The sequence below is a fragment of the Thermobifida fusca NBRC 14071 = JCM 3263 genome (assembly GCF_001592045.1).
Classification (GTDB): Bacteria; Actinomycetota; Actinomycetes; order Streptosporangiales; family Streptosporangiaceae; genus Thermobifida; species Thermobifida fusca.
In genome coordinates this window covers 49,594-64,790 of sequence record NZ_BCWB01000025.1, presented here as the reverse complement: position 1 = coordinate 64,790, position 15,197 = coordinate 49,594, and the positions used below count along the sequence as shown (strand labels likewise).

Here is a 15,197-nt window from a genome sequence, read left to right as displayed (position 1 = left end):
CGGAGGCGGTGGGAACGCTCTCCCCGCGAACCGGTACGTAATCATGCCATCCCCGCTCCCGATTCCGCACGGGGGTAGGGAAATTACTCGCTCAACCGTTATCGAAATCGGATCTTTCCGGATGTGGCGCTCTGACGCACCGGAAGCAGATCCGACATCGCCGGGAAGACGTCACGGTCCGGGCCGGAGCCCAGACAAAACCATCGTATGGGGACAGTCGTTCCCGTTCCAGGGAACGGTTCTGATAACCAGGTCACAATTTCGGACTGGCTTCCAGCGCTGAGGGTAGTGCCCGGAACCGAGGAGGCTCGGGAACATGCAGGTCACCGCAGTCCGGAACCAGGACGGGCCTCTCGTCGTCATACCGGGCAGGCACGGCCGCGAGACGAGAGCGGCGAAACGGACAGGAGAAAGTGGGGCCAGTGACTCTGCTGCGGTTCATCCTCAACGTCATCTGGTTGTTCGTTGCGGGCTTCTGGCTGGCCGTGGGCTACGCCCTCGCCGGTGTGCTCTGCTGCCTGCTCATCGTGACCATCCCCTTCGGGGTGGCGTCCTTCCGGATGGCCAGCTACGCGCTCTGGCCGTTCGGCCGGACCCTGGTCCGCAAACCGGGAGCGGGCACCGGGAGCACGATCGGCAATATCATCTGGATCATTGTGGCCGGGTGGTGGCTGGCCCTGGAGCACATCGCCACAGCGATCGGGCTGGCTGTCACGATCATCGGTATCCCCATGGCCTGGGCTTCTCTCAAACTGATCCCGGTGGCGCTGGCGCCGTTCGGCAACGAGATCGTGCCCGTAGGAACACAGCGCAGCACCTGGGGCATCTGACACCTTGCTTTAACAAGCGGACAGTCCGGGCCGCAGAGTGCCACTATTGACGGGGACGGAGGACCCGGAAGCACGACCATCGGGAAGAGGGAGACGCAGAGTGCGCTGGAACTGGCCCACCACATGGACGCTGCGGAAGGCCGCCAGGAGCGTGCGATTGCCCGAGCGGGAGGTCCGCGTGGTGGTGGAAGAGGCGCCTCCCGTTCCCGAAGTCGAAGACGACCTGCTGCGCAAGGCCAGCGACGTGGCCTGGCGGCTGCTCATCATCGGCGTCGTGATCGCGCTCATCCTCTGGGGCGCCATCTACATCCGGGTGGTGACCATCCCCGTCATTCTCGCGGTCTTTGTCACCGCGCTGCTCATGCCACCCACCCAGTGGCTCCGGGACCGCGGACTGGGACGAGGGCTGTCCACGACCATCAGCGTGCTGGGCGCGGTCATCATCTTCGGAGGCGTCGTCACCCTCATCGTGCTTCCCGCGATCTCCGGGTTCGACGCCATCGTGGCCAGCATCAACGAGTCGGTGGTCACCCTGCAGCAGATCGCCGCCTCGTTCGGGATGGACGACCAGCTCATCAACGAGTGGATCGCCAGCGCCCAGCAGTGGATCCAGCGCAACAGCAGCCAGTTGATCAGCGGCGCCTGGGCGGGTGCGGTCGCGGTAGGCGAAGTGCTGGTCGGGATCATCCTCGTCATTGTGCTCACCATCTACTTCGTCCACTCCGGGGACGAGTTGATGCGGTGGGTGCGTTCGCTCTTCCCGTCCGCCACCCGCCGCGCCCTGCGGGACGCCGGGGAACTGACCTACGACGTCATCGGACGCTACGTGCGCGGGGTCGCTCTCGTCGGCCTCATCGACGCGATCGGTATCGGCGCGGTCCTGCTCTTCGTGTTCTGGGATGACCTCTCCCTCGTGATGCCGCTGGTCATCCTCACCTTCATCGGCGCGTTCCTCCCGGTGATCGGCGCGTTCCTGGCTGGGCTGGTCTCCGTGCTCGTGGCCTTGGTCGTCGAAGGACTGTGGATGGCGGTGGTGGTGCTGGCCGGAACCATTGCCGTGCAGCAACTGGAGAGCCACATCATCGCGCCTCGGATCTACGGGCGCTCCCTGGAACTGCCGTCGGCCGTGGTCCTGCTCTCGATTTCCGTAGGGTCGATCATCGGCGGGATCACCGGGGCGTTCCTCGCCACACCGGTGGTCGCCGTCCTGGCCGTGCTGCTGCGCAACCGGCCATTCACGGTGGAGGCCTCTGCCCAGGAACAGGAAACAGCGGAGACACCGCAGCGCCCCGGAGCAGGGGAGGAGCGGTCCGCTGCTGGCGCGCGGCCCTCGGCCCGGGGCAGCGCTGCAGAGCGGAGCGGAGAGCACGCAGACAAAGCCCACCGCACCGCAGAGAAGGGGGAATAATCGGCCCGGTGCCGCTGTCGAAATGAGACGACCAGCGATTCCGCGCTGTAGTGACGGCGGCTGCCGGACGGTTTTTCCTGCGTGAACGGCTCCTTTTCCCAAGGGCCGCCTGCTATCCGACCCACTGCTGTCGACGCCGGATGTGAAGAAAGCTTTTCACGACCCATGATCATCGCCTCTGACCTTGAGCTCCGGGTGGGCGCACGCCTGCTGCTGGCGCCTGCGTCTTTCCAGGTGGGGCCGGGTGATCGCATTGGTCTCGTCGGCCGCAACGGCGCGGGCAAGACCACCTTGACCAAAGTGCTGGCGGGGGAGGCGATTCCGGCCGCGGGAAAGGTCACCCGAACCGGCACGGTCGGCTATTTGCCGCAGGATCCGCGGACCGGTGACCTGGACGTAGTGGCGCGCGACCGTATTCTCTCGGCCCGTGGAATCGACGAGGTGCTGCGTCAGTTGCGCGTCGCGGAACAGAAAATGGCCAGCGAGGTCCCCAAGATTCGGGACCAGGGGGTGCGCGCCTACGCGCGGCTCGAGGAGCGCCTGCACGTGCTCGGCGGGTACGCGGCGGAAGCCGAAGCGGCGTCGATCGCTTCCAGCCTGGGCTTGGAACAGCGGATCCTCACCCAGCCGCTGCGCACCCTCTCTGGCGGGCAGCGGCGCCGCGTGGAACTGGCCCGCATCCTGTTCAGCGGGGCGGATACGCTGCTGCTGGACGAGCCCACCAACCACCTCGACGGCGACTCCATCGCCTGGCTGCGCGACTTCCTCAAGTCCTACCAGGGCGGGCTCGTGGTCATCAGCCACGACGTGGACCTGATCGAGCACGTCGTCAACAAGGTGTTCTACCTGGATGCCAGCCGCAGCACTCTCGACATCTACAACATGGGCTGGCGGGCCTACCTGGAACAGCGGGAGGCCGACGAGCGGCGCCGCAAGCGGGAGCGCGCCAACGCGGAGAAGCAGGCGGCGGCGCTGCAGCGGCAGGCCGAACGGTTCCGGGCGAAAGCCAGCCGGGCCCGCGCCGCCCAGCAGATGCTCCACCGGGCGGAGCGGCTGCTCGAGTCGGTCGAGGAGGAACGGGGGCCGGACCGGGTCGCTAAGCTCCGCCTTCCGGATCCCGCGCCATGCGGGCGCACCCCGCTCGCCGCGGAAGGACTGTCGAAGTCGTACGGTTCACTGGAAGTGTTCTCCGGGGTGGACCTGGCAGTGGACCGCGGCAGCCGAGTGGTGGTCCTCGGGCTGAACGGTGCGGGCAAGACGACGCTGCTGCGCCTGCTGGCGGGGATCGAGCAGCCCGACACCGGCCGGGTGATCCGCGGGCACGGTCTACGGCTCGGCTACTACGCCCAGGAGCATGAAGAGCTCGACCTCGACCGCACGGTGCTGGAGAACATGGTGAGCGCGGCCCCGGACCTGCCCGAGGTGGAGGTCCGCCGTGTGCTGGGGTCCTTCCTGTTCAGCGGGGACGACGTGTACAAGCCCGTGCGGGTGCTCTCCGGCGGGGAGAAGACGCGGCTGGCCCTGGCCACGCTCGTGGTGTCCAGCGCCAACGTGCTGCTGCTGGACGAGCCGACCAACAACTTGGATCCGGCGAGCCGGGACGAGGTCCTCAACGCGCTCCGCACCTACCGGGGAGCGATCGTCTTGGTGACTCACGACGAGGGCGCGGTGGAGGCCCTCCAACCGGAACGGGTGGTCTTCCTGCCCGACGGGGTGGAGGACTTCTGGGACGCGGAGTTCACCGATCTCGTGGCGCTGGCTTGAGTCATTTTGGACGTAGTTTCGCCATAACCGAAACACGGTCGCCGGAGGAAGTATGTGGTTTTCCGGTCTCAATGGGTAGCCCACTGAAGCCGCCATGTCTGATCATGGCAGCAAGCGACTTCGTTGCCGTACCGAGAGCATCGGGAGGTACTTGTGTCCGAGACGTTGCGCAAGGGCACCCGGGTGACCGGAGAGGAGCGGTCAGATCTGGCCTCTGACCTGAAACGGCGCTACGACAACGGGGAGAGCATCCGCGCGCTGGCTGCGGCAACCGGCCGCTCCTATGGCTTTGTGCACCGGCTGCTGCTCGAAGCGGGAGCGACACTGCGGGGCAGGGGAGGCGCGACCAGACGCAACCGGGGGTGACCCTAGGGTGGGCAACCCGTGAACTGCTATGTTACTCGTTGGTAGGAATCGGGTGGGCTCGCGATCCCTTGGGTGAAAGGCGTGTGCGATGGCGCAGACGAAGGCCCCCACAGCGGAAGAACTCGCTGCGGCTGGACTCACACTGACGATCGACGGAGAGGTCGCACGGATCACGCTGTCGAGGCCTCACCGGCGCAACGCCATGACTGGCCGGATGTGGACAGAGCTGGCCCGTATCGGCCACACCCTTCCCCAGGCTGTCCGAATTGTCGTCATCACGGGAGAGGGTCCGACCTTTTCCTCAGGGATCGACCTGGACATGTTCCAAGCCGGGAAAGTCGACGGCGAGCCGACCCCGTTCACCCTGTTGGCCCGTGATCCGAACAGCACCGCGGCCCTGGACCAGGTGATCGCCTCCTACCAGGAGGGATTCCTCTGGCTGCGACGCGCCGACATTGTCTCCATCGCCGCGGTGCGCGGACACGCCATCGGCGCGGGATTCCAGCTTGCACTCTCCTGCGACATCCGCATCCTGTCCGACACCGCCCAGTTGTGCATGAAAGAGCCGGCGCTGGGCCTCGTGCCGGACCTCACCGGGACCCAACCCTTGGTGGAGCTGGTCGGGGTCAACCGCGCCATTGAACTATGCCTGACCGCCCGCACGATCGATGCCGCAGAGGCGGCGCAGCTTCGGCTGGCAGAGCGCGTGGTCGCCGACGCGGAGCTCGACGCGGCAGTCGACGCACTCGTGGCGCAGCTCCTCGCCGTACCTGCCGCGGCGGCGCGGGCCACCAAAGAACTGCTGCTCCAAGCGGGACGCAACGACCTGGCCACGCAGGCCCGGGTCGAACGCACCGCCCAGCTTGCGCGGCTTGCCGAGCTGGCCAAGGCATCCGCGGCGCCGCGCCGTCCCTGAACCCGCCGGCGCGCCCGCCCTGCGGGCTGGACCAGGCAGCGGACCGCTGGGCAGCGCTGCCCTGAGCCGCACCGTGGGCGGCCCCCGCCGCACGGACGCCACGCTGCGGTGCTCATGCCCTATGCAGTTGTCTGCCGGCGGACGGAACCGGTCGTGCGTCAGGAGGCCCGGTGGTGCTCCTCCTCCGCGCCGAGCGGGTGTTCTCCGTGCTCGAGGCTGTCGTCCAGGTACTTCTCGGGTTCTTCAGCCACCCCGGTGTCTTTGAAGATGTCGATGGCGTAGGCGATGATCCCGCCGATTGCGAAGATCACCGCGCCGCCGATCACCACGGCCCATTGGGGCGGGCCCAGGGTCAGGCCGACCCCGCCGACCAGGAAGCCGAGGATCATCAAGGTCACAGCAATCCAGGAACTGGGCCGTCCCCAGTGCGAGTAGCGTTTCTCCGATGCGCTGATGTCGGCGGTATCGCCGGCGTGCCGTTGACGGTCCATAGGGCTCATCATGCGGGCACCTCCTGGCAGGCACGCTGCCCGGCGCGGCGGTTCCCAAACACCGGGTAACGGGACACCCCACCCCCGCACCGCGCCATACCGGTGGGTATGGGAAGGTCGTTCTGGGACATGGGGAGGGACAGTCCCACAAGCAGCCAAGGAGAGCTATGCCGACAACCGCACGCGAGTTCCACCTGATCGCCCGGCCGCAGGGCGAGCCCGCGGTGACCGACTTCGCGCTCGTTACCCGCACCCTTCCTGATCCCGGTCCCGGGGAGCTGCTGGTCCGCAACCTGGTGCTCTCTGTCGACCCCTACATGCGGGGGAAGATGTCCGGGGTACGGACCTACACCGACCCTTACGAGCTCAACGCCCCCATGGAAGGCGGCGCCGTGGGCGTGGTCGAAGCCAGCACCGATCCGGCGGTGCCGACGGGGACACTGGTGGTGCACAACGCGGGCTGGCGGTCGCACGCCCTGCTGCCCGCCTCCCGAGTCCGTCCCCTCCCCGCCGACAGTCCGGTGGACCCCAGCGTCTACCTGGGAGCGCTGGGGATGCCCGGTCTGACCGCCTATGTGGGCCTGCGGCACAAAGCCGGGATACGGGAAGGCGACACCGTGTTCGTCTCCGGCGCGGCCGGTGCCGTGGGCAGCATGGTCGGCCAGCTCGCCGCGCTGTACGGGGCTCGGCGGGTGATCGGCAGCGCCGGTTCCCCGGAGAAGGTCGCCTACCTGCGCGACGAACTGGGCTTCGACGCGGCTTTCGACTACCGGGCCGCCCCGGTGCGCGAACAACTGGCCGACGCTGCTCCGGACGGCATCGACGTGTACTTCGACAATGTGGGCGGCGACCACTTGGAGGCGGCAATCGCCTGCGCCAACGACTTCGCGCGGTTTGCGATCTGCGGGGCGATCTCGGGTTACAACGCGACCAGCGCGCCGCGAGCGCCGCGCAACCTGTTCCAGATCGTCACCAAGCGGCTGACCCTGCGCGGCTTCATCGTGAGCGACGAACCCCACCTCGCTGAGGAGTTCCAGCGCGAGGTCGCCCCCGCCGTCGCCGACGGACGGATCAAAGTCCGCGAGACGGTCGTGGAAGGCCTGGAGCGCACGCCGGAGGCGTTCATCTCGATGCTGCGCGGCGGCAACATCGGCAAGATGGTGGTCCGCGTCGCGGAGTAGCCCTGCGCTGGGAGACCGCGAACCGGCCTGCGTGCGGGGCGTGTCGCCGCGCCGCAGGCCGGGTATAGGGCGAACACGTCCCAGGCCTCCCCGAGGTGTGCGGGCGAGGGGCGCGGCCGTCCCGCTGCGGACTGGGGAGGCAGAGAACACTGCCCGCGGGGTTTCGGGCGTGGCGAATTCCATGGGGTGTTTCCCGCCGAGTTTTCCAAAACCCCAGAGAAGCCGGCGCACTCAGGGGTAGCATGACCCGCAGTGGTGATCTTCCTACATTCAGTGAGGACTCCGCGTGTCGGAACAACCCTCCCGCACCCCCGCCTCCACTCCTTCCCTCGGCGCATCCCTGATCCGCGACTGGGACGAGCCTGCTGACGGCCAGGAGCTCCCGCCACCGGAGTGGGGACGCCCGCCACGGTCCCGCACTACCGCCACGGTCTGGTGGTTTGTGCTGTTCATCGCGGTGCTGCTTGCGGGACAGGCGCTGCTGGCCGGACGGTTGACCCACGAGGCATTCCTGGCGTGGGCCACGGTCTTCACCGCCATCAGCCTGCAGGCACTGCCGTTCCTCGTGTTCGGGGTGGCGCTGTCTGCCGCCATCACCGCGCTGGTCCCGCCACAGGTGTGGCAGCGGATCGTTCCGCGCCGGGCGGCGCTCGCGGTCCCCGCGGCCGGGCTCTCCGGTGCGGTGCTCCCCGGGTGCGAATGCGCGTCGGTGCCGGTCGCTGGCGGGCTGATCCGGCGCGGGGTGCCCCCGGCGGCTGCGCTCACCTTCCTGCTCGCCGCGCCCGCCATCAACCCGGTCGTGATCGTGGCGACCATGGTCGCCTTCCCCGGGCAGCCGGAGATGGCTGTGGCGCGTTTTCTCGCTTCCTTGGGGGCCGCGGTCGCGGTGGGCTGGCTGTGGGCCGCATTCGGCAGGACCGACTGGCTGCGGCTGCCCCGCACCGGGGGAGGGAGAACCACGGGGTGGCGGGCGTTTGCCGACACGATGCGGCACGACCTGATGCACGCCGGAGGGTTCCTCGTCTTGGGGGGACTGGTTGCCTCGGGGGTGAACGTGCTGGTGCCGCGGGAGTGGCTGGCGGCTGTCGCCGACACTCCGGTGCTTTCCGTGCTGGCGCTGGCGCTGCTGGCCGTGGTGCTGTCGATCTGCTCGGAAGCCGACGCGTTCGTCGTGGTGAGCTTCACCGAGTTCTCTGCTACCGCCAAACTCGCTTTCCTCGTGGTTGGGCCGATGGTGGACCTGAAGCTCATCGCCTTGCAGGCCGGGGCGTTCGGCTGGGCGTTCGTACGCCGCTTCGTCCCCCTCACCCTGGCAGCGACCCTGCTGGGCACGGTGCTGGTGGGAGGACTGCTGCTGTGAACCGCCTGGCGCAGGGCATGGTGATGGTGCTGCTGGGAGCGGCTGCGCTGAGTGTGACTGTGGCCTCCCAGGACTACCTCAACTACGTGCGCGGCGAGTTCCGGCCGTTCCTGATCGCCGCCGGGGCAGTGCTGGTGCTGCTCGGCCTGGTGGCGGTGGTCGCGGAACTGCGATCGCCGGAGGATGAGGCGGAACCGGGGCATGATCCCGCCCACGGCCACGACCACGGGCGGGCTCCGGTGGTGGCGTGGCTGCTGTTGCTGCCGGTCGTGGTGATCTTCGTGGTGGCGCCGCCCGCGCTGGGGGCCTACACGGCGGCGGCAGCCGACCCCGCAGCAGCGGTGGAACGCGCCCTGCCGGATGACGTCCCCGCAGACACCCCTGATGCGGACGGGCCGGTGGAGATGTCGCTGCGCGAATTCGTGGTGCGGGCCTGGACCGACGAAGAGCGCAGCATGGCCGGACGGGAGATCCGGCTTACCGGGTTCGCGGTGCCCAACCCGGACGGGGAGGGCTGGTACCTGGCCCGGCTCCAGATCGCCTGTTGCGCCGCCGACGCCATCGTGAACCGGGTGCTGATCGTCAACCAGGAGGAGCCGCCCGCGGATTCGTGGTGGACCGTAACCGGCCGGTGGGTGGAACCGGAGGGTGACATTCGCCGGGTGCGCGACCACCGGTTCGAGGTGACAGAGATGGTCCCCGTCGACCATCCTCCCGACCCCTACGAGTAGCGTGCTGCCGCGGCCGGGGACCCCGGGCCGCCCATGTGTGCTGCGCCGCTTTCCGGGAGAGGGCGTGCCGGGAGCGGGAACGAGGCGCGAGCGGCGGTCCCGGTATGAAGGGGCAGCGGCAGCCCGCTCCTCGTCTCGTCACTGTGAGTATGTTTCGAGTTTCCCTGAGTGGCGGTTGCTGCTGTGGTCAGCAGATGCGCGGGGCGGGGGCGGTGCTCGCCTCGGGAGGGATGTCGCTCCGAGTCGGGGCAGGAAGTGCTGACTGCGAATTATGCAATGCCTTAGTGGTGTGATTACTCGAACACTTCTTGTTCGCAAATTTGCGCATTTTGTGCACAAATGTCGGAATTGTGCGGGTTGACTTCCGCGGCTCTCTGCATTGAGACTGTCGGCGGTAGTTAGGCAAGGTTTGCCTTAGTTGGTTTCTTGCGGAGCTGTGTGGGGGAGACGTGTCCCATAAGGGGATCGCAGGATCGGTCGCCGTCGTCACCGGTGCAGGAGGCGGGATCGGACGCGCTGTCGCCACGGCTCTCGCCGCGCAGGGCGCCGCGGTCGCCGCAGTCGACGTCAACCCCGAAAGCACTGCCCAGACCGTCACCGGCCTGGCGCAGGCCGGGCAGCGCGGAAAAGGCTACGCGCGCGACGTCACCGACACCGCGGGAGTGGAGCGCCTCTTCGACGAGATCGAACACGACCTGGGCCCCGTCGACATCCTGGTCAACGCCGCCGGCATCCTGCGCACCGGACCCGTCGTCGACTGCCCCGACCACGACTGGCACGACCTGATCGCGGTCAACGCCACCGGGGTGTTCACCGTCTCCCGCGCCGCGGCACGGCAGATGGTGCCCCGCCGCCGCGGCTGCATCATCACTGTGGCATCCAACGCGGCCGGCGTCCCCCGCGCCGCCATGGCCGCCTACGCCGCATCCAAAGCCGCCGCAGTCGCCTTCACCAAGTCGCTCGGCCTAGAACTCGCACCGCACGGCATCCGCTGCAACGTGGTGTCCCCCGGCACCACTGACACCCCCATGCTGTGGGCGATGCGCCCGGAAGGCTACACCGAAGCCGACGCCGTCGCTGGAGACCCCGACCTGTACCGGATCGGCATCCCCCTGGGGCGCATCGCCCGCCCCGAGGACATCGCCGACGCCGTGTGCTTCCTCGCCTCCCCCGCAGCACGGCACATCACCCTGCACGACCTGTATGTCGACGGCGGCGCCTCCCTGCGCTGACCGTCGCCCTGCCCCACAGTGAACCGCGGGCCCGCGCGGCCCGTTCCCCCAGCGTGCCCGAAAGAAAGGCCAACGATGCCCCGACAGTGCGTCGCCACCCCGGCCGCGACCGTCACTGAACTCCTGGACGCCTACCGTCCCCGGGACTTCTTCTTCACCTCCCCTTCCGGGTCGCTGCTCGGGCAAGGCGTCCTGACCACCGTGACCGGGGTCGACGACCTGTCCGATGCACTGCACGCCACCGCCGCCGAGCCGGGACGGCACGCCGTCGCGGTCGGAGCGCTCCCCTTCAACCGGACCGCACCCGCTCGCCTCGTCATCCCCGCAACCGTGCAGCGCGGCCCCGCGATCATGCCCGGCACCGGCGCCACCCGCGCGCGGCGCCCCCGGAACGGCACCTGGACCGCCACCCCCGTTCCCGACCCCGCCGCACACACCGCCGCGGTCAAACGCGCCGTCGCCCTCCTGGCCAGCCCAGACAGCACCCGGCTGCGCAAAGTTGTCCTGGCCCGCTGCCTCCGCCTGACCAGCAGCCACGACGTGGACGTCGCCGCGGTACTCGCCAACCTCGCGCAAGCCAACCCCGGCGGGTTCACCTTCGCCGCCGACCTGCCTGCCCCCGACAGCCGTCCGCGCACCCTCGTCGGGGCCAGCCCGGAACTGCTCGTCGCCAAACACGGCCGCGCCGTGGTGTCCCGCCCGCTCGCGGGCTCCCGCCCCCGCGACACCGACCCGACCCGGGACCGGGAACGCGGCGCTGCCCTGCTCGCCTCCGCCAAAGACCGCGCCGAACACGCCGTCGTCGTGGAAGCCATCGTCGAAGCGCTCCGCCCCTACTGCCGCTCCCTGGATGTCCCCGACGAACCCCAGCCGGTCACCACTCCCACCATGTGGCACCTGGCCACCCAGGTCACCGGCGAACTGCGCGACCCGCGCACCCCCGTCCACGTGCTGGCCCAGGCCCTCCACCCCACCCCCGCGGTCTGCGGCTATCCCACCGACCAGGCCTATGCGGCCATCGCCGAACTCGAACCGTTCGACCGCGGCTTCTACACCGGGGCTGTCGGCTACACCGACGCCGCCGGCGACGGCGAATGGGTGGTGACCATCCGCTGCGCCGACATCCACGGCGCCACCGCCGAACTGTTTGCGGGCGGCGGCATCATGCCCGACTCCGACCCCGAGGCCGAACTCGCGGAAACCACCGCCAAATTCCGCACCCTGCTGCTCGCCCTCGGAGCCGACCAGCTCCGGTAACCCCCATGGAAAGGACCCTGATGCTCGACGGCTGCACCCCCTGGCCCGCGGAGTTCGCCGTCCGCTACCGCGAGGCGGGGTACTGGACCGGGGAGACTTTCAGCGACTTCGTCACCGACCGCACCCGCCGTTTCGCCGACCGCCTCGCCGTGGTCGGCGCGGGCCAGCGCTGGACCTATGCCGAACTGGGGGAGCGCTCCGCGGTCCTCGCCACCGGGCTGGCCCGGCTCGGCATTGCCGCGGGCGACCGCGTCGTCGTCCAACTCCCCAACATCCCAGAACTGTTCGAAGTGGTCTTCGCGCTGTTCCGGCTCGGCGCGCTGCCGGTGTACGCGCTCCCCGCCCACCGGGCCCACGAAATCACCCACCTGTGCACCACGGCCCAGGCGAAAGCACTCATCATCCCTGACCGGCACGCCGGTTTCGACTACCGGACCATGGCCGCGCAGCTGCGCCACGCCGGCACTGCCCCCGAACACGTGGTGGTCGTCGGGGAGCCGGGCGGCTTCACCCCGCTGGCCGAGCTCCGTGCCGACCGGCCCGACCCCGGCGTCTTCACTCGGCCCGAGGCGAGCGACGCGGCCTTCCTCCAACTCTCCGGCGGCACCACCGGGCTGCCCAAGCTCATCCCCCGGACCCACGACGACTACCTGTACTCGGTGCGGGCCAGCGCGGAGATCTGCGCCCTCGGCACCGACACCGTCTACCTTGCGGCGCTGCCCGCCGTGCACAACTTCCCGATGAGCTCCCCCGGCTTCCTCGGCACCTTTCACGCTGGAGGCACCGTCGTGCTCGCCCCCAACCCTTCCCCTGACACCGCGTTCTCCCTCATCGAAACCGAGCGGGTCACGATCACCGCGGTCGTCCCCCCGATCGCGCTGCAGTGGCTGGACGCGGTGGAGCACGGCTCCCAGAGCCACCGGGACCTCTCTTCACTGCGCGTCCTGCAAGTCGGCGGCGCCAAGTTCGCCCCGGAAGCGGCCCGCCGGGTCCGCCCCGTCCTCGGCTGCACCCTCCAGCAGGTGTTCGGCATGGCCGAAGGGCTGGTCAACTACACCCGGCTCGACGACCCCGACGACATCATCACCACCACCCAGGGGCGGCCGATCAGCCCGGACGACGAGATCCGCATCGTCGACGACGCCGACCGGCCGGTGCCCGACGGCGAAGTCGGCCACCTGCTCACCCGCGGCCCCTACACCATCCGCGGCTACTACCGGGCCGAGGAGCACAACGCCACCGCGTTCACCCCCGACGGCTTCTACCGCACCGGGGACCTGGTGCGCCGCACCCCCACCGGCCACCTCGTCGTCGAAGGCCGCGCCAAAGACCAGATCAACCGGGGCGGCGAGAAGGTCTCCGCGGAAGAAGTGGAGAACCACATCCTGGCCCACCCTGCCGTCCACGACGCGGCCGTGGTCGGCATGAGCGACCCCTACCTGGGGGAACGCGTCTGCGCCTACGTCATCGCGCGCACCGAACCACCCAGCCGGAGCGAACTGCTGCGCTTCCTCCGCGAACGGGGCCTGGCCTCCTACAAGATCCCCGACCGGGTCGAATTCGTGGACCGCTTCCCCGTCACCGGCGTCGGAAAGATCTCCCGCAGCGAACTCCGCCGGGAACTCGCACGTAGATTGGACACCACCCGATGAGCCTGCCAGCCATCACCCCCTATCCGCTGCCCACCGTGGACCAGTTGCCCGCCAACCGGGCAGAGTGGCAGATCACCCCTGCCCGTGCGGTGCTCCTCGTCCACGACATGCAGCGCTACTTCCTGCGCCCCTACGCAGAGAGCGCGGATCCGCTGCGGGGCGTGCTCACCAACATCTCCACCCTGGCCGACACCTGCCGGACCCTCGGAATCCCTGTGATCTACACCGTAAAACCCGGTGGTATGGACCCGGCACAACGCGGCCTGGAACTCCACTTCTGGGGGCGCGGCATGAGCGCTACCGACGAACACACGGCCATCGACACCCGGATCGCCCCCCGACCCACCGACCTGGTGGTCGTCAAAGCACGCTACAGCGCATTCGTCGGCACCGACCTGGCAGCCCGCCTCGCCGACCTCAACCGGGACCAGATCATCGTCACCGGCGTCTACGCCCACATCGGGTGCCTGCTCACCGCTGCCGACGCGTTCATGCGCGACATCCAACCGTTCCTCGTCGCCGACGCGACCGCGGACTTCAGCGCCGAGGAGCACCGGTTCGCCCTGACCTACGCGGCCACCCGCTGCGCAATGGTGACCAGCACAGCAGATGCGCTCGCCGCGCTGCGTTCCGCCCGCGTCGACGTGGAAACCGGAGGCTGACCCATGACACCGTCCCTCGACCACGAGGTGTCCGACACCTCCGAACGCCCCGTCCACGACCTGGTCGGCGTCGGCTTCGGCCCCTCCAACCTGGGCCTGGCCATTGCGCTGCGAGAGCGCCGCGCCGCAGGCGGAAAAGCCCCCACCGGGCTGTTCCTGGAACGCCAAGAACGCTTCAGCTGGCACCAGGGGATGCTGCTGGACGACGCCACCATGCAGATCTCCTTCCTCAAAGACCTGGTCACCCCCCGCAACCCGGCCAGCGACTTTAGCTTCCTGTCCTTCCTCCACCGGATGGGACGGCTGCACGACTTCATCAACCACAAGACGCTCTTCCCGCTGCGCGCCGAATTCCACGACTACCTGGTGTGGTGCGCCCAGCGGGTCAGCGACCAGGTGCGCTACGGACAGCACGTGGTGGCGCTGCGCCCCGTCACCCGGCACGGGAAAGTCGTCTACCTCGACGTCGTCGCCCGCGACACTGCCGGCCGGGAAACCGTGGAACGCGCCCGCAACGTCGTCCTCGCCCCCGGCCTGCGCCCCAGCATGCCCGAGGGGGTGCACCCCTCAGACCGGGTCTGGCACAGCGAACACCTGTTACACCGCCTCGCTGATCTGCCCGCAGCCCCGGTGCACGGTTTCGCGGTGGTGGGGGCAGGACAGAGCGCTGCCGAAGTCGTCGGCCACCTCCACCAGCGGTTCGCCGACCTCCCCGTCCACGCGGTGTTCTCCCGCTACGGCTACAGCCCGTCCGACGACACCCCGTTCGCCAACCGCATCTTCGACCCCGAGGCAGTCGATGCCTACTACGACGCACCCCAAGAGTTCAAAGACGAACTCATGCACTACCACCGCAACACGAACTACTCCGCGGTGGACCCGGACCTCATCGCTGAACTGTACCGGCGCTTCTACGCCGAACGCGTCCGCGGAAAACCGCGGCTGCAGATCCACAACATGACGCGAGTCGTCGCGCTTACCGAGACCGACGACCGGGTCGACCTCACCCTGGAAGACCAGGTCAGCGGAAAACAGACCGTGCTCACCGTCGACCACGTGGTCTACGCGACCGGCTACCAGCCGGTGGACATCCGGCCGCTGCTCGGCGACCTCGGCCACCACTGCGTGTTCGACGCCGCCGGTCGGCCTTCTCTGCAGCGCGACTACCGGATCGTCACCGACGACACCGTCACCTGCGGCCTGTACCTGCAGGGCGGCACCGAGCACACGCACGGGATCTCCTCGGTGCTGCTGTCCAACGTCGCCACCCGCGCCGCCGAGATCATCGACTCCATCGAAGCGCGCCGCGCCACGTCCTAACCACTGCAAACCCCCGCAACGGAGACA

At 68.8% G+C, this 15,197-nt stretch carries 14 protein-coding genes; 13 read left to right on the top strand and 1 reads right to left on the bottom strand.

The features are described 5' to 3' along the window. Nucleotides 1–422: 422 nt before the first annotated feature. The 5 genes from TF1_RS05715 (at nt 423) to TF1_RS05695 (ending at nt 5,284) form a co-directional block, all read left to right on the top strand. Nucleotides 423–830 (top strand): YccF domain-containing protein, encoded by a 408-nt coding sequence (locus TF1_RS05715; RefSeq protein ID WP_011292306.1) that lies wholly within the window; start codon nt 423–425, stop codon nt 828–830. 157 nt (nt 831–987) lie between these two features. Beyond that, nucleotides 988–2,238, top strand: coding sequence for an AI-2E family transporter (locus TF1_RS05710; RefSeq protein WP_394326523.1), 1,251 nt, complete (start codon nt 988–990; stop codon nt 2,236–2,238). Between the two features lie 165 nt (nt 2,239–2,403). After that, entirely contained in the window at nt 2,404–4,002 is a 1,599-nt protein-coding gene (locus TF1_RS05705; RefSeq protein ID WP_011292304.1) for an ABC-F family ATP-binding cassette domain-containing protein, read from the top strand. Between the two features lie 153 nt (nt 4,003–4,155). Continuing rightward, a complete protein-coding gene (locus TF1_RS05700) occupies nt 4,156–4,368 on the top strand; it encodes a helix-turn-helix domain-containing protein (protein WP_061783715.1) in 213 nt (70 codons plus the stop codon). A gap of 88 nt (nt 4,369–4,456) precedes the next feature. Then, entirely contained in the window at nt 4,457–5,284 is an 828-nt protein-coding gene (locus TF1_RS05695) for an enoyl-CoA hydratase/isomerase family protein (RefSeq protein ID WP_011292302.1), read from the top strand. Between the two features lie 158 nt (nt 5,285–5,442). Here the strand turns inward: TF1_RS05695 and TF1_RS05690 are convergent, their stop codons facing one another. Further along, nucleotides 5,443–5,787: an HGxxPAAW family protein gene (locus tag TF1_RS05690; RefSeq protein WP_011292301.1), complete on the bottom strand. Its 345-nt coding sequence runs from the start codon at nt 5,785–5,787 to the stop codon at nt 5,443–5,445. 155 nt (nt 5,788–5,942) lie between these two features. Here TF1_RS05690 and TF1_RS05685 point away from each other — a divergent pair, with 155 nt between their 5' ends. The 8 genes from TF1_RS05685 to TF1_RS05650 all read left to right on the top strand — a co-directional run bounded on the left by TF1_RS05685 (nt 5,943) and on the right by TF1_RS05650 (nt 15,170). Continuing rightward, nucleotides 5,943–6,956 (top strand): NADP-dependent oxidoreductase, encoded by a 1,014-nt coding sequence (locus TF1_RS05685; protein ID WP_011292300.1) that lies wholly within the window; start codon nt 5,943–5,945, stop codon nt 6,954–6,956. A 286-nt stretch (nt 6,957–7,242) separates the two neighbouring features. Then, on the top strand, nt 7,243–8,316 hold the full coding sequence (locus TF1_RS05680; protein ID WP_061783714.1) for a permease: 1,074 nt from the start codon (nt 7,243–7,245) through the stop codon (nt 8,314–8,316). Then, complete coding sequence (locus tag TF1_RS05675; protein WP_016188870.1) at nt 8,313–9,047, top strand: TIGR03943 family putative permease subunit; 735 nt, start codon at nt 8,313–8,315, stop codon at nt 9,045–9,047. Before TF1_RS05680 ends, TF1_RS05675 begins: the two co-directional genes overlap by 4 nt. Nucleotides 9,048–9,496: 449 nt before the next feature. Next, nucleotides 9,497–10,279, top strand: coding sequence for a 2,3-dihydro-2,3-dihydroxybenzoate dehydrogenase (locus TF1_RS05670; protein WP_011292297.1), 783 nt, complete (start codon nt 9,497–9,499; stop codon nt 10,277–10,279). Nucleotides 10,280–10,354: 75 nt separating this feature from the next. After that, on the top strand, nt 10,355–11,536 hold the full coding sequence (locus TF1_RS05665; RefSeq protein WP_061783713.1) for an isochorismate synthase: 1,182 nt from the start codon (nt 10,355–10,357) through the stop codon (nt 11,534–11,536). 20 nt (nt 11,537–11,556) lie between these two features. After that, nucleotides 11,557–13,188, top strand: coding sequence for a (2,3-dihydroxybenzoyl)adenylate synthase (locus TF1_RS05660; protein WP_061783712.1), 1,632 nt, complete (start codon nt 11,557–11,559; stop codon nt 13,186–13,188). After that, nucleotides 13,185–13,850, top strand: coding sequence for an isochorismatase family protein (locus TF1_RS05655; RefSeq protein ID WP_011292294.1), 666 nt, complete (start codon nt 13,185–13,187; stop codon nt 13,848–13,850). The genes TF1_RS05660 and TF1_RS05655 overlap by 4 nt, the downstream gene beginning before the upstream one ends. A gap of 3 nt (nt 13,851–13,853) precedes the next feature. Then, on the top strand, nt 13,854–15,170 hold the full coding sequence (locus TF1_RS05650) for a lysine N(6)-hydroxylase/L-ornithine N(5)-oxygenase family protein (RefSeq protein WP_011292293.1): 1,317 nt from the start codon (nt 13,854–13,856) through the stop codon (nt 15,168–15,170). The last annotated feature ends 27 nt before the right edge of the window (nt 15,171–15,197 follow it).